Source organism: Yoonia sp. JB2-21 (assembly GCF_055693545.1).
On record NZ_JBVFUC010000001.1, the window covers coordinates 2,361,738 to 2,387,605 of the forward strand.

Below are 25,868 nucleotides of genomic sequence, written 5' to 3' on the forward strand. Positions count from 1 at the left end.
CTGACCCGCGTCAAGTGATCTTGGCATAAACCTGCAAAAACCCCGTGGTCAGTGCCTAGTATCTGCGACAATTCGACCTTATCTACTCGGAAACGATCGGTGCGTCCGGGGTTTCCGGACGCGACGTATTTGACGCCGAAGGATTGCTTCATGTCACAAGATTCAAGCCCGGATTTGGCCGGTAAACTTACTTTTCAGGATGATAAAGGCGCTGGGCGCTCAAAGTGGATCGCAGTCCTGCTTGCCTTTGCCTTAATTGGCTGGATGGGCAGCGGGTACATCATCCCAGCAGAGGCCATGGAAGATGAAGCCGCCGATGCTGCACCATCCCGGGTCGTCACGGTTGCGGTGATGCCGTCGCAGGCCGCTGACGTGCAACTGGTGCTCAGCGCCGAGGGGCAATCCGAACCGGACCGCGCAACAATGATCAAGGCAGAAGCGCCGGGGCAAGTCGTATCGGTTGCTGCAAAGCGCGGTGATCTGGTGGCGGCGGGTCAAGAGCTGGGGCGGGTAGATGCCGACACCATCCAGGCGCAGCTTTTGCAGGCAGAGACCCAATTGGAGCAAGCGACACGGGATCTGCGAAACGCGCAGGAGTTGCAGGATCGCGGTGTGGCAACCGAAGACAGGGTCAGCATGGCAAGAGCGGCAAGTGCGGCAGCAGATGCGGCGGTGACGGCTGCCCAAGAACAGCTTGAAAATACGATTATTCGCGCGCCATTTGATGGTCGGTTGAACGATCTGACATTGGACGAGGGTGAATTTGTCGATGCGGGCGACATTGTCGCCGAGGTTTTGGACAATGATCCGATGACCGTTGTTATTCAGGTGCCGCAGCAGGCCTTGTCGCGGATCAAGACCGGCCAAGTTGCTGACGTGCAGTTTATCACCGGGGAGGCGCGTGAAGGCGTTGTCAGCTTTATCGGTGCCAACGCGGATCAGCAGACGCGCACGTTCCGCGTTGAGGTGACCGTTGATAACCCCGACAGTGCAATGCCTGCGGGCCTTAGCGCGCGGATTGCATTGCCAACGGGACAGGCGCGTGGTCATTTTATTTCGCCTGCAATCCTGTCGTTGGGTACAAACGGTGATCTTGGGATCAAGATCGTGGAAAGCGACAATACGGTTGCATTTTTGCCGGTCTCTATTGTGCGCGCGCAGACCGATGGTGTCTGGGTCACGGGCCTGCCGGATGATGCGAATATCATTACGGTCGGGCAGGGTTTCGTGAATGCCGGCGATCTCGTTGATCCGCGCCCTATGACCCCTGATCAGACAGCGGATGTCTCGCAATGAATGCCCTGATCGACGCGGCCTTCAACCGGAGCAAAGTGGTCCAGCTGGTACTGGTTTTTCTGCTGGCGGTCGGCACCCTGTCCTACAGTGCGATCCCCAAGGAAAGTAATCCGGAAATTCCAATACCGGTCATTTATGTGTCTGCCTCGGTCGATGGGATCTCGCCGGAAGATGCCGAAGATGTCTTGCTAGGGCCCATGGAGACAGAGTTTGCCTCATTGACGGGGTTGAAATCCATGACGGCCACCGCCAGCGAGGGGCGCGGCAGTGTCCAGCTTGATTTCGAGCCGGGGTTCGATGCAGATGAAGCGCTCGACAACGTGCGCGAAGGGGCCGATAGGGTCGAAAGTGATCTGCCGTCTGATGCCGCGGTGATCGTTACCGAGATTAACACGGCCCTGTTCCCGATCCTGACCGTGATCCTGTCTGGCCCAGTGCCTGAGCGGACGCTCAACAGCCTTGCCGAAGACCTGAAAGACGACATCGAGGCGCTGGGTGGGGTGCTTGAGGTTGATGTCGGCGGTCAACGAACCGAGTTGATGGAGGTCCTGATCGACCCCACGGTATTCGAAACCTACAACATCTCTTTTGATGAGTTGATCGCGTCGATTACCAGCAACAACCAGTTGATCGCGGCCGGTGCCATCGAAAGCGAAGCCGGGCGGCTGGTGCTGAAGGTGCCCGGGCTGATTGAGGATCTGCAGGATGTCATGGAGCTGCCTGTCCTTGTGCGTGGTCAGACGGTTGTGACCTTTGCAGATGTGGCCACAATCCGGCGCACGTTTGAGGACCCCACAGGCTTTGCGCGCATTGATGGACAGCCCGCATTGGCGTTAGAGATCACAAAACGCGTCGGTGCGAACATCATCGAAACGGTGGCTGAGGTCCGGGAGGTCGTTGAAGCGGCGCAAGGAGCGTGGCCGGACACCGTGCAGGTCCGCTACACTTTGGACGAAAGCGAGACCGTGAAATCGATGTTGTCCGATCTGGAGGCCAACGTGATCGCCGCGATCATTCTTGTGATGATCGTTGTGGTCTACGCCTTGGGTTTGCGTTCGTCTCTGTTGGTTGGGCTGGCCATACCGGGCGCCTTTTTGACCGGCGTTGCCGGCCTTTATTTCATGGGCTTCACGATGAATATCGTGGTTCTCTTTTCGCTGATCCTTGTTGTTGGGATGCTGGTCGACGGGGCGATTGTCACCGTCGAGCTGGCCGACAGATATCTGCATGAAGGCCAATCCCCGCGTGAGGCCTATGCCCGTGCCGCCAAGCGGATGGCGTGGCCGATTATCGCCTCAACGGCAACGACGCTTTGCGTGTTTTTCCCGCTGCTGTTCTGGTCAGGTGTCGTGGGCGAGTTCATGAAATTCCTGCCAATCACCGTGATTTTCACGCTGGCCGCTTCGCTCTTCATGGCGCTTGTGTTTATCCCTGTTGTTGGTGGGCTGATCGGCAAGCGCCAATCGCAAACAGCGAAGTCCAAAGCCCAGCTTTATGCCGCCGAACATGGCGATCCGCGTCAAATGACGGGGTTCATGGGGGGTATGTACGCGTTCTGGAATGGTCGATCCTGCGTCCGTGGACAACGCTGAGCTTTGCGATGATGGCTTTGGTTGCGTCCTTCGTCGCCTACGGCAGCTTTGGCAACGGCCTGACATTTTTCCCAGAGGTTGAACCCGAATATGCGCAGGTCGAGGTTCGAGCAAAGGACAATTTCTCAGTCTATGAACAAGACGGTCTAGTGCGTCAGGTTGAGGCGCGTCTGGCCAATTATGATGAGATCGCAAGCGTATATGCCCGGTCTGGTGGTGGCAGTGACAGCGGTGATAGTATCGGGGCCATTCAACTGGAACTGGCCGAATGGGATACACGGCGTCCAGTGGCGCTGATCGCTGAGGATATCCGCGCGGACATGGCCGAAATCCCCGGCATTGATGTGCAGGTGCAAACCGATTCAGGCGGCCCCGGTGGTGGCAAGCCGATCAACCTGGAAGTCGTGAGCAACAATCAGGCCGATCAGGAAGCTGCAGTAGAGACCATCATCGCCGCGATGGAGCGTATGGGCGGGTTCATCGACATCGTCGATACGCGCGCGAGCCCAGGTGTGGAGTGGCAAATCGCCGTTGACCGTTCAGAGGCGGCGCGCAGTGGTGCCAGTGTTGCGCTGTTGGGGCAGGCCGTACAGTTGCTGACGCGGGGGATTACAGTGGCTGATTATCGCCCCGAGGAAAGCGACTATGAGGTCGACATCGTGGTTCGTTTCCCAGCAGGTGATCGCACTTTGGCTGAACTGGAAGCGCTGCGCGTTCCGACAAATGCGGGCCTCGTGCCTATTTCGAATTTTGTGTCCTTCAATCCGGCACCCCGCAGTGGTGTGATCACGCGGATCGATCAGGAACGGGTGATCACCATCTCTGCCGATGTGGCACCCGGCGTGTTGGCGAATGACCAAACGGTGGCGCTTCAAACTGCGACGGAAACGATGGATTTGCCGGCCAGCGTCCGTGTGGAATTTGGCGGCGAAGCGGAAGATCAAGAGGAATCGATGACCTTCCTGATCGGGGCCTTCCTGTCCGCGATTGGTTTGATGTTCGTGATCCTGCTGACCCAGTTCAACAGCTTCTGGCAGGCCTTTGTCGTGATGTCGGCGATTGTCTTTTCGGTGGCAGGTGTCTTGATCGGTCTGATGGTCACCGGTCGCCCCTTTGGCGTCGTCATGGGCGGCATCGGCGTGATCGCCTTAGCGGGGATCGTGGTGAACAACAACATCGTTCTGATTGACACCTTCAATCAACTCAAGGCGCAGGGGTTTTCGTCGCTTGAGGCGGCTTTGCGGACCGGGGCCCAGCGTTTGCGTCCTGTGGTGCTGACGTCGGTGACGACCGCACTGGGCCTGATGCCGATGGTGATCGGGCTGAACATCAACTTTTTCACCCGCGAGATCGTCTATGGCGCGCCGTCCACGCAATGGTGGACTGAACTATCAAGCGCCATCGCGGGTGGCTTGGTCTTTGCCACCGTGCTGACCTTGTTGGTGACCCCCGCGATGCTGATGCTGGGCGAGCGGCGCGCGAAGCGGTTTTTGCCGTCACAGGCCGGGGCAGTGATGCCAGCGGAGTAGGACGGCTGGCTGGCAAAGTCGTGAATTATGGTGTGATGATCGCTATGCGGGACTTAGTTGCCGTTCAAGTTGAAGCAGTGCTTGGACGCTCCCGAACTTGTTTTCAAGCTACACCTGATATCGTATTGCAAGTTGAGCAGGTAGGGATCAGTCAAAGATGCATCATGATTATTCAGACATCACAAGTCTCATCGACGCCAGTCCTAAGTGGCATGATGAAAACGGTGTACCAAGATATTGCGACTTCCACCCAGATCAGATGGCAAATATTTACGCCTCCGAAGCGGTCTTGGCCTTCATTGAATGCCAAGCATGTAAGGCGGAATTCCGCGTCGCATTTTCCGAACTAAATCAGAAGCATAAGCTATGGGATGAGGAACGCAAAGAGAGGGTGGCGTTCCTTTCCGATCTAATTTTAAATCGGACTTTACATTATGGTGATCCGCCAAACACAAGGTGTTGTGATGCGGGTCCTTCCATGAACAGTATTCCCGTTTCTGTCATCGAATACTGGGTTAAGCCCTACATTCGAGAAGAGCGAGACAAGCCAATCCGGGACCCATCATTGCTGAATTGGACCCGCGAAAAGGACCTCGAATTATCGATCACGAAGAAAAAGAGTTAGGTTTGTTCTTTCGAGAGATCGGGTAGCTCAGGGCTCAAACCGGACAATGGCCTCGCTTCCGAGAAACACCAACCTGACGACGATGTAAGGCAAGAAATCGTGGCCTAGTTTTTATAGGTCGGTGTGGCGCAGCCCGGTGGGGGCTGCGCCATCATCATTCACTTCACATCAAAGCGATCAAGGTTCATCACCTTGGTCCATGCCGCCACAAAGTCGCGCGCGAACTTCGCTTTCGCGTCGTCTTGTGCATAGACCTCGGCCAATGCCCGCAGTTGCGAGTTTGAACCGAAGACCAGATCGACGCGTGTGCCGGTATATTTGAGTTCACCTGTTGCGCGGTCGCGGCCCTCATAGGTGTCGTCGCCTGCGTTCTTCCACTCGATCCCCATATCAACAAGGGTCGTGAAGAAGTCGTTGGTCAGCGCATCGGTCTTGTCGGTGAAGACACCATGCTTTGATCCGCCCACATTTGTGCCCAGCATCCGCAGACCACCAACCAGCACGGTCATCTCTGGTGCGGACAGCGTCAGCAATTGCGCACGATCAACCAACAGCTTTTCAGCCGGCACATTGTAGTCGGCTTTCATGAAGTTGCGGAAACCATCGGCTTGTGGCTCAAGCGGTTCAAAGCTTTCGGCGTCCGTTTGCTCGGCTGTTGCATCCATGCGGCCCGGTGTGAACGGCACGGTGATGTCGTGACCGGCGTTCTTGGCCGCCTGTTCAACCCCGGCACACCCCGCAAGCACGATGATATCGGCCAGCGATACCTTCTTGTTGCCGGACTGCGCGTCGTTGAAGGATGTCTGAACACCCGTCAGCGTGTCCAGCACAGAGGCCAGTTGCGCAGGCTGGTTGACGTCCCAGTCCTTTTGCGGGGCAAGACGGATACGTGCACCATTGGCACCACCGCGTTTGTCCGAACCCCGGAAGGTCGAGGCAGAAGCCCAAGCGGTCGAGACCATTTCGGAAATCGACAGGCCAGACGCCAGGATTTTCGCCTTGAGTGCTGCGATGTCTGCGTCGTCAATCAGGTCGTGATCCACGGCTGGGATTGGGTCCTGCCAGATCAGATCTTCTTCGGGCACTTCGTCACCCAGATACAGCACCTTTGGCCCCATGTCGCGGTGTGTCAGCTTGAACCACGCGCGGGCATAGGCGTCTGCGAATTCATCCGGGTTTTCCAGGAACCGCTGCGAGATTTTCGCATAGGCCGGGTCCAGCTTCAGCGCCATGTCTGCTGTTGTCATCATTGGCGCATGGGTGCGGGATGCGTCATGCGCGTCTGGCACGGCGTCACCCATCGCACCGCCTTTGGGGTGCCATTGGTTTGCACCGGCCGGGCTCTTGCCCAGTTCCCATTCATTGCCAAGCAGTGTTTCGAAATAGCTCATATCCCATTTTGTGGGTGTGGGCGTCCAAGCACCTTCGATGCCGCTGGTCGTGGTGTGCATGCCTTTGCCGCTCTCAAAACCGTTCTTCCAGCCAAGGCCCATTTGCTCCATTGGCGCACCTTCGGGTTCTGGGCCCATCAGGTTTGGATCGCCCGCACCATGGGCCTTACCGAATGTGTGACCACCGGCAACCAATGCGACCGTTTCTTCGTCGTTCATCGCCATCCGCGCGAATGTTTCGCGCACGTCATGGGCAGAGGCCAGCGGATCAGGGTTGCCGTTTGGCCCCTCTGGGTTCACGTAGATCAGGCCCATTTGCACGGCGGCGAGTGGGTTTTCCAACTCGCGCTCGCCGGAATAGCGGCTGTTGGGTTTGTCAGATGTGGCAAGCCATTCGTCTTCGCGGCCCCAGTACACATCTTCTTCGGGTTCCCACACATCGGCGCGACCGCCGCCAAAGCCAAACATTTCCAGCCCCATCGACTCCATTGCGCAGTTGCCACACAAGACGAAAAGGTCCGCCCATGAAATCTGGTTGCCGTATTTCTGCTTGATCGGCCACAGCAGGCGACGGCCTTTATCGAGGTTGCCGTTGTCGGGCCAGCTGTTGAGCGGGGCAAAGCGTTGCTGGCCGGAGCCTGCACCACCGCGACCGTCCGCCGTGCGGTATGTCCCAGCGGCGTGCCATGCAAGGCGGATAAAGAACGGGCCATAGTGGCCATAGTCCGCAGGCCACCAGTCTTGGCTGTCGGTCATCAACGCGTGCAGGTCTTTTTTCAGCGCTTTGAGGTCAAGCTTTTTGAACTCTTCGGCATAGTCAAAATCAAGGCCCATCGGATCGGATGCGGGCGCGTTTTGGTGCAGGATTTTCAGGTTTAGCTGATTTGGCCACCAATCCTTGTTCCCGCGCACGCTGTGGGTCGTGTTGATTGAGGTGCCATGCATGACAGGGCATTTTCCGGCGTCGTTACCGTCCATTTGTTTTCTCCGATGTTGGTTGCAGTGCGTGCGCTGCCATTTCGAAAGGCGGCGCTTAGAATCGTTCTAGCACGTCACGATGATTGGTTTAAGTTGCATTTTTTGATTGTCATCATAACTTCAAATTATGAATAATCTGACCCTGAAACAGCTTCGGTACTTTGAGGCTTTGTCCCGCCATGGGCATTTTGGCCGTGCCGCTGATGCCTGTGCCATATCGCAACCAGCCTTGTCTGTGCAGATCAAAGAGCTGGAACAAAGGCTTGGCACGCCTTTGTTTGAACGCGGTCCGCGCCACGTGCGTCTGACTGCCTTTGGCGAGGATTGGGCGCTGCGTGTGCGTGATATTCTGCGTGCCGTGGACGAGTTGGGAGAGATGGCGCGCGCTGCCCAAGCGGGTCTTGTGGGCCGTCTGCGGATCGGCGTGATCCCGACGATTGCGCCTTATTTGCTGCCCGGATTGATTGGACATCTGGCGCATGCCCACGCGGAACTGGATGTACATATCCGCGAGACGGTCACGCCAAAGCTGATTGAGGAATTAAGTGGTGGTCAGATTGACACGGCGATTGTTGCTCTCCCTTTGGATGAACCTGGCTTCGAAGAGGTGCCGCTGTTTGATGAAAGCCTGATGTTGGTGCGGCCTGTGGCGGATGCAGATGCGCCCGTGCCCAGCCCTGATGCTTTGCGGCAGATGCGCCTGTTGATGCTGGAAGAAGGACATTGCTTTCGCGATCAGGCCCTGTCGTTTTGCAACCTGCCGGGCACGGCCACCCGCGAGGGGTTGGATGGCAGCTCGCTTTCAACGCTGGTGCAGATGGTGGGTGCGGGCATCGGCGTGACGCTGATCCCCGAAATGGCGGTGCGGGTCGAGACGCAATCAGCACCAGTGAGCGTGGGGCGTTTCGCGGAGCCGCAGCCGAAACGCACTGTGGGCATGATCTGGCGGAAAACGAACCCCTTGGCGGGACAATTGCGACAGGTGGCGGATGTGGTGCTGGAGGTCGGTCGCGGATTGGGCTGAGTCTGTCAGTGATTGCTGTCCAGTAGTTCTCCCAGCAGTGGATTGGGAAATTTGCGGGCGACTGTCACCGCATGAAAGCTTTCGGTCAGTCCCATTTGATGGTGGGACTCGATCAGCATCCCCGACTGCAATTCATTCTGCACTGCAATCGGCGGCAGCACAGCCAGCCCGATGTCTTCCCGCGCCAAAAGGCGCATCATTGCCATATCGTCAACCTCTGCAGCGATTGTGGGGCTGATGTCTTGCCGCGCGCAGAGCCGGTCAAACCCCGCCCGCACGGGGCTGTCTTCGGTCGGTACAATCATTGGGTTTTCGCTGAGTAGTGTCACAAGCGCATGGTCACCCGCCAGACGCTCTGGCGTGCCAATCAGGCTGACGGGCTGATCTGAAATCGGCTGCGAGGTAAAGTTCGACATCGCGTCATGCGCGGGCGAGCGGTTGGTAAGGACAACATCAAGGCTGAGAGTTTCAAGGCTTTGCAGAAGCTCGACCAAGGTGCCGGACCGTAGCACCAGTTCGACGTCTGCAAGGCCAAGCAAGGGCCGCAAGAACTCGATCTGAAAGTTACGTGACAAGGTGGCGAGTGCGCCAACGCGCAGGACCTGTCGCGGCCGCCCTTGTTGGCTGAGCGTGCCGAGCAAATCCTTACCCGCGTCAAAGATCGTATCGGCATAGTCCAGCGTGATCCGCCCCGCCTCTGTCAGGTGCAACTGCCGCCCGCGGCGTTCAAACAGAGCATGTCCCAAGCGGTCCTCCAACTTGCGGATTTGCACGGATAAGGCCGATTGCGACAGGTTCAGCGTTGCTGCCGTCCGTGTGAGGTTGCCATCATGGGCGACCGCCCAAAAATACCGCAGGTGATTGTAATTCATATCCGACATTCGTTCGTTTTAGTAGAACGATATGTATCAAACAATGTATTTTTTATCTCAATTGGTTTGCCCTATCTCCTCGTGAAACAGACACATGACGGAGATGACCCATGCTGCTGAACGCTTTGCCCCTGCTGGCCCCTTTCATTTTGCTGGCCGCTGCTTTTGCACCGCGCTTTATGGAAGGTGTGACAGCGCAGACCGGTGCGATGTTCGCAGAACGCGCGGCATTGGGCGGCATCGCGGTGGCGGTCTTGTCGGCGCTTGTTTTGGCGGCGAACGGTAGCGGGGATAGCTTTCTGATCGGTTTGTTCGGTGTGGGTCTATCGGTCCGGCTGGATATCGTCAGCGTTATCATGCTGTTGCTGGTGACCTTCATTGGCTGGGTCGTGGTCCGCTATGCCCGCACCTATCTGGACGGCGAAGCGCGGCAGGATGTGTTTACGTTTTGGCTGTTGGCGACCTTGTCTGCGGTGTTGCTCTTGATCCAATCGGGCAACGTCACCCAATTTGTGGGCGCATGGATCGCGACCAGCATGTGTTTGCATAAGCTGCTGTTGTTTTACCCCGACCGGGTCGCGGCACAGCGGGCGGCGCATAAGAAATACGTGATGGCGCGGATCGGCGACGTGGCTGTGACTGGAGCTGCGATTTTGCTGGTCGCAAGCTTTGGCACGACGCAAATCTCGGCTATTTTGGCGCAGGCCGGGCAGGGCATTGGCGGCGGGATGGCAGTAGCTGCTGCTGCATTGATCGCATTGGCTGCGATCCTGAAATCGGCCCAGTTCCCGACACATGGTTGGTTGACCGAAGTGATGGAAGCCCCAACGCCGGTCTCTGCCTTGCTGCACGCGGGCGTGGTCAATGCGGGTGGCTTTGCGTTGATCCGTTTTGCGGACGTGATGCTGCTGTCGCCCTTGGTTTTGGCGATTTTGGTGATGGTTGGCGGGTTCACAGCGCTCTTTGGTGGCTTGGTGATGCTGACCCAGCCGACGGTCAAAGCATCATTGGCATGGTCCACGATTGCACAGATGGGCTTTATGATCTTGCAGTGTGGTTTGGCGCTGTTCCCGCTCGCGCTGCTGCACATTGTGGCGCACTCGCTTTACAAGGCGCATGCGTTCCTGTCGGCAGGCAACGCGGTGCAGAACGTGGCCGCGATCCGCAAACCGGGGCCGGTGGCGGTACCCGATCTAAAGGCCGTGACGCGGGCCTTTGTGGTGGCCCTTGCGATCTATGGCATCGTTTATGTGGTTCTTGGTCTGGGTTTCGATTTTGGCGGCAAATCCCCGCAAGCAGTGGCCTTGGGCGCGATCCTGATCTTCGGCGTGGCCTATCTTTTGGCCCAAGGTTTTGCCGATGAAGCACCGCAAGCGCTGACTCAACGCACTGCCGGATATGCGGCCACGGTGACGCTCAGCTATCTGGTTTTGCAGCGTGCGTCCGAATGGCTGACGGCTGGCACCTTGCCTGCGACCCCGGCTGCAGGCGCTCTGGAATGGGCGCTGATCATCCTTGCGCTGATCAGCTTTGGTCTTGTGGCGTTGGCGCAGGCAACCTTGCCTTTGTGGTCCTATCACCCTGCGGCACAGGGCCTGCGGGTGCACCTGTCCAACGGGCTTTATATCAATGCGGTTTCCGACCGGATTTTGGGCGGCTGGAAACATAAATCAGCCAATAAAGGAGCGGCACAATGATGGCGGATACTTTTTCAGGATACGCAGGCGTCCATCTGGAATTGATTGCCAAGGCAGAGAGTGCCGGGCGCGCGATCCCACCGCTGTGGCCATTGTCATCCTCTGTCGCCGTGAACCCGTTTCTGGGGCAGACCGAGCAAAGCTTGCCGGAGGTCGCGGCGCTGTTGGACCGGGTGGCCGGGACAGCGGTCACGATGCCGCGCGATTGGTACGCAGGTAAGATCGCCGATCGGACGATTTCGGACGCAGATTTGGTGGCGGCATTGGCCCAGTTTCCCGATGCGGCGACAGATGTAGATGCATTGAAAACCGCAGCTGCGATTGCCTCACCGGCCGCTGCGGCCTTGCCGACGATTGCCGATCTGGCAGCGGACGTCTCTGGCATTGATTGGCCGGGTATCATTGCCGAACGCTTCGGAGTTTGGGCGGCGGGTTACTTTGATGCGGGCCAAGCCCTTTGGCAAAACCAACCCGGTCGGCGTGCGTTTCACGCATGGCGCGACTTTGCCAGCCGGGACCTGACGGCAGAGATTGCAGGGCTGTCCGGGTTCGGCGCGTTGGTGGCCAATACACCCCAGCAGATGCGCAACGCGCTGGTCGCCGCAAGTGACGCATTGGGGCTGACGGTTGAAGTCTCGGAAACCTATTTTCATCAGCTTTTGCTGGGCCTTGGTGGTTGGTCACAAGTGGCCCGCTATCGGTTGTGGCAGGCGGAACTGGCCGGTGGGACGGATGTGATCACCACGGATGTGCTGACGATCCGGCTCATCTGGGAACAGGCTCTATACGCCCAATATGGTGATCAGATTGCGGCGAAATGGTCCGAGGTGCGCACAGCCCATGCAGCCCCGGTCGCGCCAAACACAGATCAGTTGATTGATGCTGTGCTACAAACTGCGGCAGAATTTGCAGGACAGCGGGCCTTGGCAAAGACGCTGGGGCAGTTAGCGGCGGCCAGCCCCGAAGGCCGCCCCGCGCTTCAGGCGGCATTTTGCATTGATGTGCGTTCCGAGGTGTTCCGGCGCGCATTGGAAAGTGTTGATCCGAACATTCAAACAATGGGTTTCGCGGGCTTCTTTGGTCTGACGGCATCACATCAAAGCTTTGCCTCCGATGTTGCCGAACAACGGCTACCGGTACTGCTGACCCACGGAGTGAAGAGCAAAGCAGGCGAAGCCGCTGACGCGACAGCCGATCAGACAGCCCGCTTCGCGGCCCGCGCGGGTCGCGCCTGGGGTCGGTTTAAGCTGGCGGCGGTGTCATCTTTTGCCTTTGTCGAGGCATCGGGGCCGATCTATGTCGGCAAGTTGCTGCGGGATGCATTGGGCGTTGATGCGGGCAAGGCCCCGGATCCACATAAGCCTGTGTTGGACGAAAGCTTTGAGCTTGAGGATAGGATCAGTGCAGCGACTGCAATTCTCGGCGCGATGTCACTGACGGACAATTTTGCGCCTCTTGTGCTGCTCTTTGGGCATGGCGCAAATGTGGTCAATAACCCACATGCCAGCGCGTTGCATTGCGGTGCCTGTGGCGGCTATTCGGGCGAAGTGAATGCGCGGCTCTTGGCGGGTATCTTGAATGATAAAGATGTGCGTGCGGGATTGGCCAAGAACGGGATCAGCATCCCCGATGATACGTTGTTTGTCGGTGGCTTACATGACACCACGACCGACGATGTGACAGTCTATGACAGCGATTTTGCGGGTCACGGCCACGCGACCCATCTGACGACGGCGCAAGACTGGCTGGCTGCTGCCGGTAAGCTGGCCCGGACCGAACGGGCGCTGCGTCTACCGCGTGCGGCCAATGGTGACGACGTCAGCAAGCGAAGCCGCGACTGGTCTGAAACCCGGCCCGAATGGGCCCTGGCGGGCTGCAAGGCATTTGTCGCAGCACCACGGTCCAGAACCAAGGGCAAGGGTTTGGATGGCCGCGCGTTCCTGCATGACTATGATTGGCAAAAGGACGAGGGCTTTGGCGTGCTGGAGCTTATCCTGACCGCCCCTGTCGTCGTCGCAAGCTGGATCAGCCTGCAGTATTATGGCTCGGTTGTTGCCCCGGATGTTTTTGGGGCGGGCAACAAGTTGCTGCACAATGTGACCGGCGGTTTGGGCGTCGTCGAGGGCAATGGCGGTGCGCTGCGTGGCGGTTTGCCGTGGCAGTCCGTGCATGATGGTCAGGGCTACGCCCATGATCCACTGCGCCTTTCGGTGTGTGTTGAGGCACCGGCAGAGGCGATCAGCGATATTCTGAAAAAGCATGCCAACGTGCGGGCACTTTTTGACAATCGCTGGTTACATCTTTTCACGCTGGACGATCAGGGTCAGATGTCAGCCCGCTATGATGGTGATCTGACGTGGTCACCTGTTGCGGATATTGTTCCGGCACCCGCCGAGGCCGCGTAACTAGGCGCTGGCCCGCTGCGCGATCGGATCATCTAACTGTCCGATTTGCGCATGCATCGACGCCGGCCAGCGAATAAAGAGCATCGCGGCACCGGCAATTTGATGGCGGGCCAACGTATCAACAAGGTCGGTCACACTGCATGATGCTGTGCATTCCGCCTTGCGCTGCGCCTTGGCCACGATCTGAACCTCAAGTGGCACATTCGGGTGCGTATGCTGAAGCTGCGCTGCAATGTCATGGGCCGCACCGACAGCCATATAGAGGGCGACGCAGGTCCCCGGTTTGAGGTCGCGGATCGGATCAGGGACCACATAGCCATCCTGCCGATGACCCGTTGTCAGCACGAGTGTATCAATTTCGCCCCGCTCTGTCAGGCTTTGGCCCAATGTTGCGGCAGCGGCGCAAGCTGCGGTGACGCCCGGCACAATATCGAAGGGAATGCCGCTTTCTTTCAAGGCAGCGGTTTCCTCTGTGCTGCGCCCAAAAACGCCCGGATCGCCGCATTTCAGACGCACAACCCGCTGGCCGCGTTTCGCCGCTGCAACAAGCGTTTGCGTGATCTTTTCTTGTGGCCAGCTATGGCAGCCGGGGGCTTTGCCAACATAGATGCGCTCCGCGTCACGCCGCGCAAGATCAAGGATTTCGGGATCAAGCAGGCGATCATAAAAGATCACGTCGGCCTCTTGCAACCGCTGGACGCCGCGCAATGTGATCAGATCCTTTGCGCCCGGACCGGCCCCGACAAGACTGACGCTGCCACCCTGTGAGGCACCGAATTCGCCTGTTTCAATGGCTGTTTTGATCAATGCTGCCGCATCGCGTTCCGCCCCTTTGGCAAAAAGCTGACGCGGGCTGTCATTGAACACCCACCGCCACAGATCACGACGTTGACGGGGGGCAAGACGCGTGGCTGCCGCGTTGCGTAACCGGCCCGCAAGACCTGCAAGATCACCCAAACGGGGTTCAAGCACCTCTTCCATTTTGGTTTTGATCTGGCGCGCAAGAACCGGTGCGGTGCCTTCGGTGCCGATGGCCACCACCACAGGGTCGCGGTCGACAATTGATGGTGTGATGGCATCACACAAATGCGGCTGATCCACAACGTTCACGGTCGCACCAGCGTCCTTTGCCAATACATGCAATGCCATATCTGCGCCGGGACAGCCTGTTGCGATGAACACCAAGGCGGTGTCTTCAAAGCTGTCAGGTGTGATGGCCCCGGTTTTGTGGGTCATGCGCCCCGCGTCCACCAATCCGGCCAGTTCAACATCGAGCTCTGGCGCCGCGATCACCACCTCGGCGTCTGTTTTCAGGATCAACCGGGCCTTTTGCGCCGCTTGTTCTTGCCCGCCGACAATCACTACCCGCCGACCGGCCATTTGGAGGAACATGGGAAAGGTTTTCATGCGGAAAGACTTTCTTGTTGGTGGCGTTTGGCCCACAGGCCATCTGCCATGGTCTGCGCTGCCGTGATTGTAGGGGCCGCTTTCAGGGTCCAAAGGGCCAGGGCGGCCGTTCCGGTGATTGTGGCGACAGCAAACGGGTCGGCCGTCCTGCCCTGCCACAGCGCCTTGAGATCAGTTTTGTGATCAATGTCGTGCAACCGACGGGTTTCGCTGACAATTGCCGGTGCTGTTTCGTGCAACTGCGCCCCGTCGCGTAAGCCAAACACGGCAATCTGTTTCGAAGGGTGCCGTTCAAATTCGCCCCCACCGCCCTTGATGACGGTCAGGTTTCTTTGCCCCAGCAGCAGCGCGGCCTCTTGTTGGAGACCCCGGTACGAGGGGTGAAACACGCCCTGCACTGACGTTGCCGCCATCGAAGGGTTCCACATGCGCGCGACGGTGTTGATGCAGGATCGCAAGCCAAAGACGTCGCGCAGTTTCAACAATGCAAAGGCCTCTGGGCAAAGCTCTTCTATCGGGTAGTAGCGAACACCGGGGCCCGCCAGGGTAAGCGCATCACGCACTGAGGCGTCGCCAGACTGATGCGAATTCCACCCATGCAAACAGATGCGATATCCGGCTTGTGCAACCAATCGTGCAGCCAACAGGAACAGAGGTGCGCCGCGACTGCGCCCGGCGGCGTAAGTGGGCCAGTCAAGATCGGCAGAGGGCAGCTTACCCTTCACATGCAAACGCAGGGCGGCGGTAAAGCCTGCAATTTCGGCAGCTGTTTCGCCGCGCAGACGCATCACCATCAAAAGCGCGCCAACGGCTTCAGGTGCGGCTTTGCCTTGCAAGATCAGCGTCATCGCAGCTTGCGCTTCGTCCAGTGTCATGGGACGTGCGCGTCCCTTGCCACGGGCGACGATCTGGACAAAGGGTGCAAGGCTCATTCCGCGGCCATCGGAAGCGAGGCTTCCGCCAAAAGGGCCGTAAGTTCGGGTTTGCATGAGCCGCAGTTCGTGCCAGCGCAGGTTGCTTCACCCAAAGCAGCGATACTGCGCGCGCCGTTGGCTGCGGCGGCGAGCAACGTGTTGCGCCCGACATTGAAACAGGCGCAGACGGTCGCACCGGGATCGGGAAGGTCCGCCGCACTACGCCCGGCAAGGGCGGTCAGTGGGGTGGCTGTTGAACCGATGAAGCCGATGATCGCGCTGCGCGATAAAACAACCGGTTGGGGCGATGCAAAGAACAATGCGGTCAGGATGCCATCCGATTGGATCGCGATGCGCACGATCCCGGTTGCGTCGTCATTCTGGACTGAAACATCGCCAGTGCTTTGGCCGCACAACAGGCGGACCTGGGTTTCCCAGTCTGCGGGGGTTTTGCTGCCTGCCAGTTCGGCCTGCCACCCGGTTTGAGTGCGCGCAATCGCGGCATAGGGCGTTTGGGGCATCAGCGGGCCTGTGCTGGCCAAGAAACCGTACCACTTGGGTTGGTAAACGCTGGCGGATACCGGACCGGATTTCAGCGCTGGTTGGCCGGAAACGGGGTCTGTCACTGGGGCGATCAGACTGTTGATGGTGCCTTGCGTCGTTCGCTGCCGGGTCCAGTGCATTGGTGCAAAAAACTGTCCCGGTGGGACCCGCGGGGTCACCAGAGCGCGCAGGGTCGCCCTGCCGAACGTGTTTTCCAGCGTGATCAACGCACCGGCGTGCACGCCCAGGGCCGCAGCATCCTGCGGGTGCATTTCCACATAGGGTTCAGCCAGATGCGAGCCCAATCGCGCCGATTTGCCAGAGCGGGTCATCGTGTGCCACTGGTCACGGTTGCGACCGGTATTCAGGTTGAATCTTTCCGCAGGCTTTGCAGGTGCCGCAACTGGGATCATTCGGGCCTTGCCATCAGGGTGATAGAACTGCCCATCCGCGAAAAAGCGATGATCATTGCGCGGCCATTGTGTCGGAACAAGGTTGGCATAGTCGGCGTCTGCAAAAATGCTCAGGTCCAGATCGCGGGGGAACTGCGATGTTGCGGCATCAAGGGCGATATACTCGGCAAAAACATCGGCAGGTTTTGTGTAGGGAAATGCGGCACCAAATCCCATGCGCGTGGCGACGTCGCTGATGATTTGCCAATCGGGACGCGCGCTACCGGGGGCCGGCAGAAATGCACGTTGCCGCGACAGGCGGCGCTCTGAGTTGGTGACAGTGCCGTCCTTTTCACCCCAACCTGTCGCGGGCAATATGACGTGCGCCAGATCGTTAGTGTCCGTCTTTTCGATAATGTCAGAGGTGACGACAAAGGGCACATTCGCGATTGCGGCTGTAACGCCATCTGCATCGGGCAATGACACGGCAGGGTTTGTCGACATGACCCATAGCGCCTTGATCTGACCGCTGGCGCAGGCGGCAAATAGGTCAACCGCCTTAAGACCGGGTGTGGTGCAGATCGTAGGGCTTTGCCAGAAATCCTTTAGGGCGGCGCGATGGTCGGGGTTGTCCAGTTCAAGGTGGTTGGCCAGCATATTGGCAAGCCCACCAACCTCGCGACCACCCATCGCGTTGGGTTGACCGGTGACAGAGAACGGGCCCATGCCGAGCTTGCCGATGCGCCCAGTCGCCAAATGACAATTGAGGATCGCGTTGACCTTGTCTGTGCCACAAGCGGACTGGTTCACGCCCTGCGAATAGATCGTCACCACCTTGTCGGTGTTGGACCAAAGGTCGTAGAACGTAGCAAGGTCCTGCGGGCTCAGATCCGTATCAGCGGTGTCTGTCATACGCGCTGCAGCGATGGTGTCGGCCATGCCGTTCACGTGATCATGGGCAAAAGCCATATCCAGCTTTTGACGGTCAGCCAGATGGGCCAGTAGTCCGTTAAACAGCGCGACATCCCCATCAGGTGCGATCTGTAGGTGCGTATCTGCCAAGTCCGTTGTTGCGGTCCGCCGGGGGTCGATGTTGACGACGCGCATCTGTGGCCGCGCCTCTTTTGCGGCGGCGATGCGTTGGTAGAGAACCGGATGACACCAAGCAAGGTTTGATCCAACCAGCACGATCAGGTCTGCCTCTTCAAGATCGTCGTAGGTCCCGGGCACCGTGTCGGTGCCAAAGGCCCGTTTATGTCCGGCAACAGAAGAGGCCATGCAAAGCCGCGAATTGGTGTCGATGTTCGCAGAACCGATAAAGCCCTTCATCAGCTTATTGGCGACATAGTAGTCTTCGGTCAGCAATTGGCCTGAGGCATAGAATGCAACACTATCCGGCCCATGCGTGGCGATGGCATTCGCGAATTTCTGGGCTACCAGATCAAGGGCCGTGTCCCAGGTGGCGGCCTGTCCGCCAATTTTGGGCACCAAGAGCCGCCCGTCCAAGTCTATTGTCTCGCCAAGAGCCGCCCCTTTTGAACATAGCCGCCCAAAGTTGGCTGGATGGTCAGGGTCACCCTTGATTGTGCCATCGGCACCGGCCAACACCCCGCAGCCCACGCCGCAATAGGGACATGTTGTGCGGGTCAGCGTCATGCGGCGGCCCTTGCCCGCAGGAATGACCGATCCAACAGGATGCGCCCGACCTCGACGCGGGCAGGGTAGGTCGCCACCTGGCCTTCGTCCTCGCCTAGCGCCTGACCCGTTTCCAGTGAGATCACCCAATTATGCAGTGGGCAGGTCACAGATTTGCCGTGCACGATGCCTTCGGCCAACGGGCCTGCCTTGTGCGGGCAGGCGTTGTTGAGCGCAAAAACCTCATCCTCACCTGTCCGAAAGATCGCGACGCACCCCAGCGCGGTTTTGACAACGCGGGCACCACGTTGGGGAATGTCATCAAGCGCCGCGATATCAATCCAGTTACTCATTCCGCAGCCTCCAGTGAAAGATTTGCAAGGGGGCGGTAGATGTCAGCTTTTTGGCTGGCGTGTTCCGCCCACGGATCTTTGCGATAGATCGACTGGCTCAACTCGAACCGGTCGACCAAGGCGGCCCGTTCGTCCAGATCATCAACGATACGTTCCTTGATCCAATCAAGGCCGACCTTGCCCATCCATTTGTAGATACGGTCGAGATATTTGGCGTTTTCGCGGTACAGCTGTGTGACCGCCTTGATCACATTGATCGCGTCCTCTTCGGTGGGGACCTGCACCAGCAATTCCGTCTCTTTCACGTCCATCCCGGCAGCACCACCGATGCTGACCTGATAGCCGCTGTCCACGCAGATCACGCCGATGTCTTTGCAGGTGGCCTCAGCACAATTGCGGGGGCAGCCAGAAACGGCGAGCTTGAGTTTATGCGGTGTCCATGACCCCCAGAGTTCTTTTTCCAGCTTGATCCCCAGGCCTGTACTGTCCTGCGTGCCAAAACGGCAATGATCGGTCCCAACACAGGTTTTGACGGTGCGCAGCCCTTTGGAATAGGCGTGGCCCGATACCATGCCAGCCGCGTTCAAGTCCGCCCAGATGCTTGGCAGGTCCTCACTTTTCACGCCCAAAAGGTCGATCCGCTGGCCTCCTGTCACCTTGACGGTGGGCACCATGTATTTGTCAGCAGCATCGGCAATCGCGCGCAATTCGTTCGGTGTGGTGATCCCGCCCCACATCCGTGGGACAACGCTGAAGGTGCCGTCTTTCTGGATATTGGCGTGCTTGCGTTCATTGATGAAGCGCGACTGCGGGTCGTCCTGATATTCCAGCGGCCAATCGGCCAGCAGATAGAAGTTCAGCGCGGGGCGGCACACATGGCAGCCACAGGATGTTTTCCAGCCGCATTCCTGCCAGACAGCCGCCATCGACGTCAGTTTCTGGCTTTTAATCATGCGCCGCACGTCTTCGTGGGTCATATCGGTACAGCCGCAGACTGATGCCGCAGCGGGCACGACAAAATCATCGCCCAGCGTGACGGCCAGCACCTGTTCGACCAACCCCGTGCATGTTCCGCAGGACCCTGACGCTTTGGTGGTTGCCCGCACGGCGCCTAGATCAGTGGCGCCCGCTGCGATTGCATCTTCGATTTGCCCTTTGCAGATACCGTTGCAGCCACAGATCTCCGCGTCACGCGGTAAGGCTGCAACAGCTGCTAAAGGGTCCAGGGGGTCCCCCTTGATAGGCCGGGCCAAAGATGAGCGTATCGCGCATGTCCGAGATATCGGTCTTGTCGCGGATCAGGCCGAAGAACCAGTTGCTGTCGGCGGTGTCGCCATACATCACGGCCCCGATCACCACGTTGTTTTCGATGACCAAGCGGCGATAGACACCGCGTGCCGGATCGCGGAAGACGATGTCTTCGCGGCCCTCGCCATCGGCGAAGTCACCGGCGCTAAACAGGTCGCAGCCTGTGACCTTCAGCTTGGTTGATAGTTCTTTCTGCACAAACTGGGCTTCTGCGCCCATCAGCGTCTGTGCCGCAACCTTGGCCTGATCATAAAGCGGGGCCACAAGGCCAAAGATCTCGCCATCATGTTCGACGCATTCACCAACAGCCAACACATCGGCGTCAGATGTGATCATCTGATCGTCAACATGAATGCCCTTGCCGACAGCCACGCCGCTGTCTTGCGCCAGTTTCACATTTGGCCGGATACCTACCGCCATCACCAGCAGATCGCAGGGCAATTCCGTGCCATCATCCAGCAAAAGCGCCTTCACATGGCCATTCTCGCCCAGGATTTCCTTCGAATTGGCAGAGCATTTGACCGTAATGCCTTTATCCACCAACGCCTTGCGCAGCAGATATCCAGCGGCCTCATCCAGTTGCCGTTCCATCAGGTGGCCCATGATATGCACCACGGTCACATCAACGCCGCGCGCGGCCATGCCTGCGGCGGCTTCCAGTCCTAGGAGGCCGCCGCCGATGACGACAACCTTGTTATCAGGGCCAAGGCCCATCATCCGTTCAGTATCTTCAAGATCGCGGTAGGCGATGACGCCTTCCAGATCATGGCCAGGCAGCGGGATCATAAAGGGGTTGGAACCTGTGCCAAAGATCAATTTGTCGTAAGGCAGCACGTCGCCGTTTTCGGCAGTCACGGTTTTGGCCACACGATCAATGCTGGCAATGCGTTCACCAAAGCGGCAGATCACGCCATTGTCAGCGTACCATGCATCATCATGCGTCACGATCTCGGCATAGGTCTTCTCACCCGACAAGACGGGCGATAGCATGATGCGGTTATAATTCCCGCGCGGTTCCGCGTTAAACAGGGTAACGTCATAGTCAGCACCTGCATCAAACAGATGCTCCAGAACACGGCCTGTGGCCATGCCTGCACCAATAACGATCAGTTTCTTAGTCATGGCACCCTCCGAACTGGAGCGGCACCAAGACGGTCAGGCGACGTCGTGCAGCAGCATCGCTTCGGTCATTAAATCGGATATCTGCATATATGCGGCGACCCAAGCGTCCGTCTCGACCTCTGTCAAACCACCGGGCATGTGTTCTTCCAAGGCAAAGATCAGCGCGTGACCGACCGGCGCAAAATGCTCGGGCTTGGCGCCATAGGCCACGTGCCGCCGTGCCAGCCCACTTACAGCGTCCGCAATCAACGGCATTTGATGCAGGTTGTTGACGACCGCGCCAAGTGTCTCGGACAGTTTGATGCGTTGTTCGGTCATATCCTCTGCAAAGAAGGGGCGCACGCTGGGTGCGACACGAAACAATTCGTCGTAGAAGGTTTGCGAGAGCGCGTCTTTCACCGGGTAGATCTGCTGAAAACTGTCTTTGACGGTTTCGATCTGATTGGGGGTCATGCAACTGCTCCTGCGCTGGTCGGCGCAAGATGGCATGATTGTGTTTAGAATATCTTTCCATCGGTCTACTCCGCCGCGATTGCTTTGGGTTTCGGTGCGTTGCCGTGCTCATACTCTTCCAGGAAATCGAGCACCTCCTGGCGGTAGGCGTAGTAGTCAGGATGTTCCAACAGCGCCTTACGTGTCCTTGGGCGCGGCAGGTTCACATCCGTGATCTTGCCAATTGTTGCCTGTGGTCCGTTGGTCATCATCACCACGCGGTCAGCCAGCAAGATCGCCTCATCCACGTCATGGGTCACACAAATCGCCGTCACCTTTGTGCGCGACCAGACCTCCATCAGAACCTCTTGCAATTCCCACCGGGTCAGGCTGTCGAGCATGCCGAAGGGCTCATCCAAAAGCAGTAATTTGGGGGACAGGGCAAAGGCGCGGGCGATGCCAACACGTTGCTTCATACCGTTCGACAGGCTGGCGGCGCCTTTGTCCATACTGTCGGCGAGCCCCACGCGTTCGAGGTAGTATTCGACCACGTCCTGACGTTCCGCTTGGGACGCTTTGGGATAAACCTTGTCCACCCCGATGGCCACGTTCTCTTTGGCTGTCAGCCAGGGGAACAGGTTCGGCGATTGAAAGACAACCGCACGTTCCGGGTCCGCGCCTTCGACGTTCCAGCCATCCAGTCGGATCGCGCCCTTTGAGATCGGGTTCAAGCCAGCGGCCATCGTCAGAACGGTGGACTTGCCACAGCCAGAGTGGCCGATGAGCGAAACAAACTCGCCCTTATTGATCTTAAGGTCAAAATTTTCGACGACGGTCAGCGGCCCTTTTGGTGTCGGATAGACCTTATCAAGCTGCGAGAAGTTCAAAAAACGCTCTTCAATCGCGCTTTCCTGGGCCTTGGCCACGGCTGTGGGTACGCCGTGGATTGGCGTGACGTCGGGCAAAATGCGTGTGCCCTCGACTTTGGCGGCGATGCCCACATCCATAAGGTAAGTCGTGACCTGTCCGCGCAGCCGCTTGAACGTAGCGTCGTTGTTCATTGCAATGCGGTCACGTGGGCGTGCGATATCAACTTTGAACTCTGCACCCAAAGTCCCGTCAGGGTTCAGCGCGATGATCCGGTCCGCCAGGATAATCGCCTCATCCACATCGTTGGTAATCAGGACGCAGGTTTTTTTGTCTTCTTCCCAAATCGCCTCGATCTCATCGGCAAGATTGGCGCGGGTCAGCGCATCCAGCGCTGAAAGCGGCTCGTCCAGCAACAGCATTTCAGGGTCCATCGCAAGAGCACGCGCGACATTCACCCGTTGACGCATACCACCTGACAGTTCGGCAGGCCGGCGTGTTGCCGCATGGCTCAGGCCGACCATACCGACGTAGTGATCGACTTTTGCGGCCCGCTCTGCTGTGGACAGATCGGGAAACATCGTGTCGACAGCAAGGGCGACATTTCCATTCACTGTCAGCCACGGCATCAGCGAATAGCTTTGGAAGATCACACCACGTTCGCGGCCCGGTTCTGTAACAGGGGCACCCTTGAAAGTCACGGCGCCCTTGCTGGGCTGTTCCAGCCCTGCCATCAGGTTGATCAACGTGGTCTTGCCAGTCCCGGAAAAGCCGAGGATGACCACAAACTCACCCTCTGCCACATCAAGGTTGATGTCTTTGAGGACCGGCGTTTCACCATAGCTTTTGGACACGTCTTTGAAGGAAAGTATGCTCATGTCATTCACCGGTTGTTCGAGAATGTGAACATGGATTGCAGGGCATACATCACCCGATCCAAAAGAAAGCCGATGATGCCGATGGTAAACACGGCAACCATGATCCGAGCCAGCGACTGGGACGATCCGTTCTGGAATTCATCCCAGACGAATTTGCCAAGGCCGGGGTTCTGAGCCAGCATTTCGGCGGCGATCAGAACCATCCATCCTACGCCCAGCGACAGGCGCAAACCGGTGAAGATCAGCGGCAGCGCCGAAGGCAGCACCAGCTTCGTGATCTTGGTATAAGTGTTCATTTTCAGCACGCGGCTGACACTGACAAGGTCTTTGTCGATGCTGCTGACGCCCAGTGCTGTATTGATGAGCGTGGGCCATAGCGAGCAGAGCGTCACTGTGATGGCCGAGATCAGGAAAGACTTGGAGAACATTCCGTCGTTGGTCGTGTAGACGGCCGAGACGATCATTGTGACGATGGGCAGCCATGCCAGTGGTGAGACGGGTTTGAAAATCTGGATCAGTGGGTTCAGAGCGGCGTTCGCTGTGACTGACAGGCCAGCCGCAATGCCCAATGGGATGGCCACGATGGAGGCAAGCAGGAACCCAAAGAAGACGGTTTTGATCGACGTCCAGATCTGGTCGTAGTAGGTGGGTTTGCCGGTATAGACGCGGTCACGTACCCTGTCCGCATTGCCTTCGGCGATCAGCGCAGCGTTGCGTGCTTCCTGACGTTCGTAGAATGCGACCGCCTTTTCCTCTTCGCGGATCGCATCTTGGCGCAGCGCGCCGACTTGTTCCCAGACTTGAACGGGGCCCGGTACCGCACCCAATGACGTCTGAACGCGCGGTGCCAGCGTGGCCCACATCATCAGGAAAACCGCTATCGCCAACAATGGCACACCTAGCAGCCGCCAGATTTCCCCCATTTGCGCGCGGGGGTTGTCACCTGCGACGGCCTTGAGGATCGGTGTCAGCCACGCAAGGCCAAGCACCTGAAACCAAGCGTCTGCCTTGTTGATGCGGGTAAAAAGCCGGGCGCGGCGGGCTTCGGTATCGAGCGTATCAGGATCAATGGCGGTCATATCAGATGTCCAACTGCGTTAGGATAAAGGTGGGCGAGTCCCACTTTGCCTGTCGGCAAAGTGGGTTTGCGCATTAGCCTTGGATTTCGCTGCCAACGACTGTCTGACCACTTTTCAGACCAATCGGCAGGCTATCGATATAGGCATTCGGCGTGCGTCCGTCGTAGCCGATGCCATCAATGATATCGGCGGCAGGTGTCGGTGCCTTGAACCCGTCGCTGTCCCAAGGAAAGTCCGCTTCATTGGCCATACCTTCGTCAACCAGCAGGCGCGCAGCCTCCAGATAGATGTCGGGACGGTACACTTCGGCGGCGGTCTCAAAGTACCACTCGTCAGACATGGTTTCAGGGATTTGACCCCAACGGCGCATCTGGGTCAGGTACCAAATCGCGTCCGAGTAGAACGGGTATGTCGCATTGTAGCGGAAGAACACGTTAAAGTCGGGCGCTGGACGCACGTCACCTTTTTCAAACTCGAAGAACCCGGTCATTGAGTTTGCGATCACTTCAGCATCGGCACCAACATACTCTGGGCGTGCCAACATCTCGACCGCCTCTTCGCGGTTGGCGTTATCGTTTTCATCCAGCCACATTGCGGCGCGGATCAAGGCCTTGGTCAGCGCAAGCGTTGTATTTGGGTTTTCTTCGGCAAACTCGGCGGTAATTCCGAATACCTTTTCGGGGTTGTTTTTCCACATGTCATAGTCAGTGATGACCGGAACACCGATGCCTTTGAACACAGCTTGCTGGTTCCATGGCTCGCCGACGGCGTAGCCAAAGATGGTGCCTGCCTCCATCGTTGCAGGCATTTGCGGGGGCGGGGTTACCGACAGCAGCACATCGGCGCTGATCTGACCCGAGATATCCTGCGGGCTGTAATAGCCCGGCTCAAGCCCACCAGCGGCCAGCCAATAGCGGATTTCGTAGTTGTGGGTCGAAACAGGGAAAACCATGCCCATATTGAAGGGGATGCCCTGATCCTTGTAGTCCTCGACCACTGGGGCCAATGCGCTGGCACTGATGGGGTGCTGCGGGCGCCCGTCTTCCATCAATGGAACGTTTGGCTTCATCTCTTCCCAAATTTCGTTAGAGACCGTGATGCCGTTTCCGTTCAGATCCATCGAAAATGGCGTAATGATGTGGGCCTCAGTACCATATCCGATCGTTGCCGCGAGTGGCTGTCCGGCAAGCATGTGCGCACCATCCAACTGGCCGCTGATCACGCCATCAAGCAGAACCTTCCAGTTTGCCTGCGCCTCAAGTGTGACGAACAAGCCTTCGTCTTCGAAATAACCCAGCTCATACGCGACGGCCAAAGGTGCCATGTCAGTCAGCTTGATAAAGCCAAAGGTCAGGTCTTCCTTTTCAAGTTCTAGAAAGTCAGCTGATGCAGCTGTGCCCATCAAACTGGTTGCCGCGAGGACAAACGAAAGTGTCTTTTTCATCTACAGGTTCCTTTCAGTGCCAAGATGGCGAAAACAAAAAAGCCGCGCGTAGGGCTCACGGGGGAGGAGGTCCGTGTTCCATACG

General features: G+C 58.0%; 15 protein-coding genes and 2 pseudogenes. 6 read left to right on the forward strand and 11 right to left on the reverse strand.

Annotation, left to right across the window (positions count from 1 at the left end):
- Nucleotides 1–150: 150 nt before the first annotated feature.
- From ACZ1G5_RS11825 to ACZ1G5_RS11835, 3 genes and pseudogenes are all read left to right on the forward strand, one after another.
- Nucleotides 151–1,296 carry an efflux RND transporter periplasmic adaptor subunit gene (locus ACZ1G5_RS11825; RefSeq protein ID WP_472733028.1) on the forward strand — a complete coding sequence of 382 codons (1,146 nt, stop codon included), beginning with the start codon at nucleotides 151–153 and terminating at the stop codon, nucleotides 1,294–1,296.
- Nucleotides 1,293–4,417, forward strand: a pseudogene (locus ACZ1G5_RS11830) (efflux RND transporter permease subunit). The gene ACZ1G5_RS11825 and the pseudogene ACZ1G5_RS11830 overlap by 4 nt, the downstream one beginning before the upstream one ends.
- Before the next feature lie 157 nt (nucleotides 4,418–4,574).
- Complete coding sequence (locus ACZ1G5_RS11835) at nucleotides 4,575–5,042, forward strand: hypothetical protein (protein ID WP_472733029.1); 468 nt, start codon at nucleotides 4,575–4,577, stop codon at nucleotides 5,040–5,042.
- Between the two features lie 158 nt (nucleotides 5,043–5,200).
- Here ACZ1G5_RS11835 and katG read toward each other — a convergent pair whose 3' ends face one another.
- The gene (gene katG, locus ACZ1G5_RS11840; RefSeq protein WP_472733030.1) at nucleotides 5,201–7,411 is read right to left on the reverse strand and encodes a catalase/peroxidase HPI; all 2,211 of its coding nucleotides are present in this window, start codon (nucleotides 7,409–7,411) and stop codon (nucleotides 5,201–5,203) included.
- A 127-nt stretch (nucleotides 7,412–7,538) separates the two neighbouring features.
- On the opposite strand from katG, the gene ACZ1G5_RS11845 reads away from it, so the two are divergent.
- On the forward strand, nucleotides 7,539–8,435 hold the full coding sequence (locus ACZ1G5_RS11845; RefSeq protein WP_472733031.1) for a LysR substrate-binding domain-containing protein: 897 nt from the start codon (nucleotides 7,539–7,541) through the stop codon (nucleotides 8,433–8,435).
- A 5-nt stretch (nucleotides 8,436–8,440) separates the two neighbouring features.
- Here the strand turns inward: ACZ1G5_RS11845 and ACZ1G5_RS11850 are convergent, their stop codons facing one another.
- Nucleotides 8,441–9,316, reverse strand: a complete 876-nt coding sequence (locus ACZ1G5_RS11850) for a LysR family transcriptional regulator (protein ID WP_472733032.1) — start codon at nucleotides 9,314–9,316, stop codon at nucleotides 8,441–8,443.
- A gap of 101 nt (nucleotides 9,317–9,417) precedes the next feature.
- Here ACZ1G5_RS11850 and ACZ1G5_RS11855 point away from each other — a divergent pair, with 101 nt between their 5' ends.
- Complete coding sequence (locus tag ACZ1G5_RS11855; RefSeq protein WP_472733033.1) at nucleotides 9,418–11,004, forward strand: proton-conducting transporter transmembrane domain-containing protein; 1,587 nt, start codon at nucleotides 9,418–9,420, stop codon at nucleotides 11,002–11,004.
- Complete coding sequence (locus ACZ1G5_RS11860) at nucleotides 11,001–13,409, forward strand: YbcC family protein (protein WP_472733034.1); 2,409 nt, start codon at nucleotides 11,001–11,003, stop codon at nucleotides 13,407–13,409. Before ACZ1G5_RS11855 ends, ACZ1G5_RS11860 begins: the two co-directional genes overlap by 4 nt.
- On the opposite strand, the gene cysG is transcribed toward ACZ1G5_RS11860, so the two are convergent.
- The 9 genes and pseudogenes from cysG to ACZ1G5_RS11905 all read right to left on the reverse strand — a co-directional run bounded on the left by cysG (nucleotide 13,410) and on the right by ACZ1G5_RS11905 (nucleotide 25,783).
- Nucleotides 13,410–14,816, reverse strand: a complete 1,407-nt coding sequence (gene cysG / locus ACZ1G5_RS11865) for a siroheme synthase CysG (protein ID WP_472733035.1) — start codon at nucleotides 14,814–14,816, stop codon at nucleotides 13,410–13,412.
- On the reverse strand, nucleotides 14,813–15,748 hold the full coding sequence (locus ACZ1G5_RS11870) for a glycosyl transferase family 3 (RefSeq protein WP_472733036.1): 936 nt from the start codon (nucleotides 15,746–15,748) through the stop codon (nucleotides 14,813–14,815). Before ACZ1G5_RS11870 ends, cysG begins: the two co-directional genes overlap by 4 nt.
- Entirely contained in the window at nucleotides 15,745–18,321 is a 2,577-nt protein-coding gene (locus tag ACZ1G5_RS11875; protein ID WP_472733037.1) for a nitrate reductase, read from the reverse strand. The genes ACZ1G5_RS11870 and ACZ1G5_RS11875 overlap by 4 nt, the downstream gene beginning before the upstream one ends.
- The gene (nirD, locus tag ACZ1G5_RS11880) at nucleotides 18,318–18,653 is read right to left on the reverse strand and encodes a nitrite reductase small subunit NirD (RefSeq protein ID WP_472733038.1); all 336 of its coding nucleotides are present in this window, start codon (nucleotides 18,651–18,653) and stop codon (nucleotides 18,318–18,320) included. Before nirD ends, ACZ1G5_RS11875 begins: the two co-directional genes overlap by 4 nt.
- A pseudogene (gene nirB, locus ACZ1G5_RS11885) lies at nucleotides 18,650–21,083 on the reverse strand (nitrite reductase large subunit NirB). The gene nirD and the pseudogene nirB overlap by 4 nt, the downstream one beginning before the upstream one ends.
- A gap of 33 nt (nucleotides 21,084–21,116) precedes the next feature.
- Nucleotides 21,117–21,536: a globin domain-containing protein gene (locus tag ACZ1G5_RS11890; RefSeq protein WP_472733039.1), complete on the reverse strand. Its 420-nt coding sequence runs from the start codon at nucleotides 21,534–21,536 to the stop codon at nucleotides 21,117–21,119.
- Between the two features lie 65 nt (nucleotides 21,537–21,601).
- Nucleotides 21,602–23,260 carry an ABC transporter ATP-binding protein gene (locus ACZ1G5_RS11895; RefSeq protein WP_472733040.1) on the reverse strand — a complete coding sequence of 553 codons (1,659 nt, stop codon included), beginning with the start codon at nucleotides 23,258–23,260 and terminating at the stop codon, nucleotides 21,602–21,604.
- 5 nt (nucleotides 23,261–23,265) lie between these two features.
- Entirely contained in the window at nucleotides 23,266–24,339 is a 1,074-nt protein-coding gene (locus ACZ1G5_RS11900) for an ABC transporter permease (RefSeq protein WP_472733041.1), read from the reverse strand.
- A 73-nt stretch (nucleotides 24,340–24,412) separates the two neighbouring features.
- The gene (locus ACZ1G5_RS11905; protein WP_472733042.1) at nucleotides 24,413–25,783 is read right to left on the reverse strand and encodes a CmpA/NrtA family ABC transporter substrate-binding protein; all 1,371 of its coding nucleotides are present in this window, start codon (nucleotides 25,781–25,783) and stop codon (nucleotides 24,413–24,415) included.
- Between the last annotated feature and the right edge of the window lie 85 nt (nucleotides 25,784–25,868).

Bases quoted from the DNA above. Each gene is read 5' to 3' on its own strand.
- ACZ1G5_RS11870 (WP_472733036.1), bottom strand. From the start codon at position 15,748: ATGAGCCTTGCACCCTTTGTCCAGATCGTCGCCCGTGGCAAGGGACGC.
- cysG (WP_472733035.1), bottom strand. From the start codon at position 14,816: ATGAAAACCTTTCCCATGTTCCTCCAAATGGCCGGTCGGCGGGTAGTG.
- ACZ1G5_RS11875 (WP_472733037.1), bottom strand. From the start codon at position 18,321: ATGACGCTGACCCGCACAACATGTCCCTATTGCGGCGTGGGCTGCGGG.
- ACZ1G5_RS11905 (WP_472733042.1), bottom strand. From the start codon at position 25,783: ATGAAAAAGACACTTTCGTTTGTCCTCGCGGCAACCAGTTTGATGGGC.
- ACZ1G5_RS11845 (WP_472733031.1), top strand. From the start codon at position 7,539: ATGAATAATCTGACCCTGAAACAGCTTCGGTACTTTGAGGCTTTGTCC.
- katG (WP_472733030.1), bottom strand. From the start codon at position 7,411: ATGGACGGTAACGACGCCGGAAAATGCCCTGTCATGCATGGCACCTCA.
- ACZ1G5_RS11890 (WP_472733039.1), bottom strand. From the start codon at position 21,536: ATGACCCCCAATCAGATCGAAACCGTCAAAGACAGTTTTCAGCAGATC.
- ACZ1G5_RS11860 (WP_472733034.1), top strand. From the start codon at position 11,001: ATGATGGCGGATACTTTTTCAGGATACGCAGGCGTCCATCTGGAATTG.
- ACZ1G5_RS11850 (WP_472733032.1), bottom strand. From the start codon at position 9,316: ATGTCGGATATGAATTACAATCACCTGCGGTATTTTTGGGCGGTCGCC.
- ACZ1G5_RS11855 (WP_472733033.1), top strand. From the start codon at position 9,418: ATGCTGCTGAACGCTTTGCCCCTGCTGGCCCCTTTCATTTTGCTGGCC.
- ACZ1G5_RS11895 (WP_472733040.1), bottom strand. From the start codon at position 23,260: ATGAGCATACTTTCCTTCAAAGACGTGTCCAAAAGCTATGGTGAAACG.
- ACZ1G5_RS11900 (WP_472733041.1), bottom strand. From the start codon at position 24,339: ATGACCGCCATTGATCCTGATACGCTCGATACCGAAGCCCGCCGCGCC.
- nirD (WP_472733038.1), bottom strand. From the start codon at position 18,653: ATGAGTAACTGGATTGATATCGCGGCGCTTGATGACATTCCCCAACGT.
- ACZ1G5_RS11825 (WP_472733028.1), top strand. From the start codon at position 151: ATGTCACAAGATTCAAGCCCGGATTTGGCCGGTAAACTTACTTTTCAG.
- ACZ1G5_RS11835 (WP_472733029.1), top strand. From the start codon at position 4,575: ATGCATCATGATTATTCAGACATCACAAGTCTCATCGACGCCAGTCCT.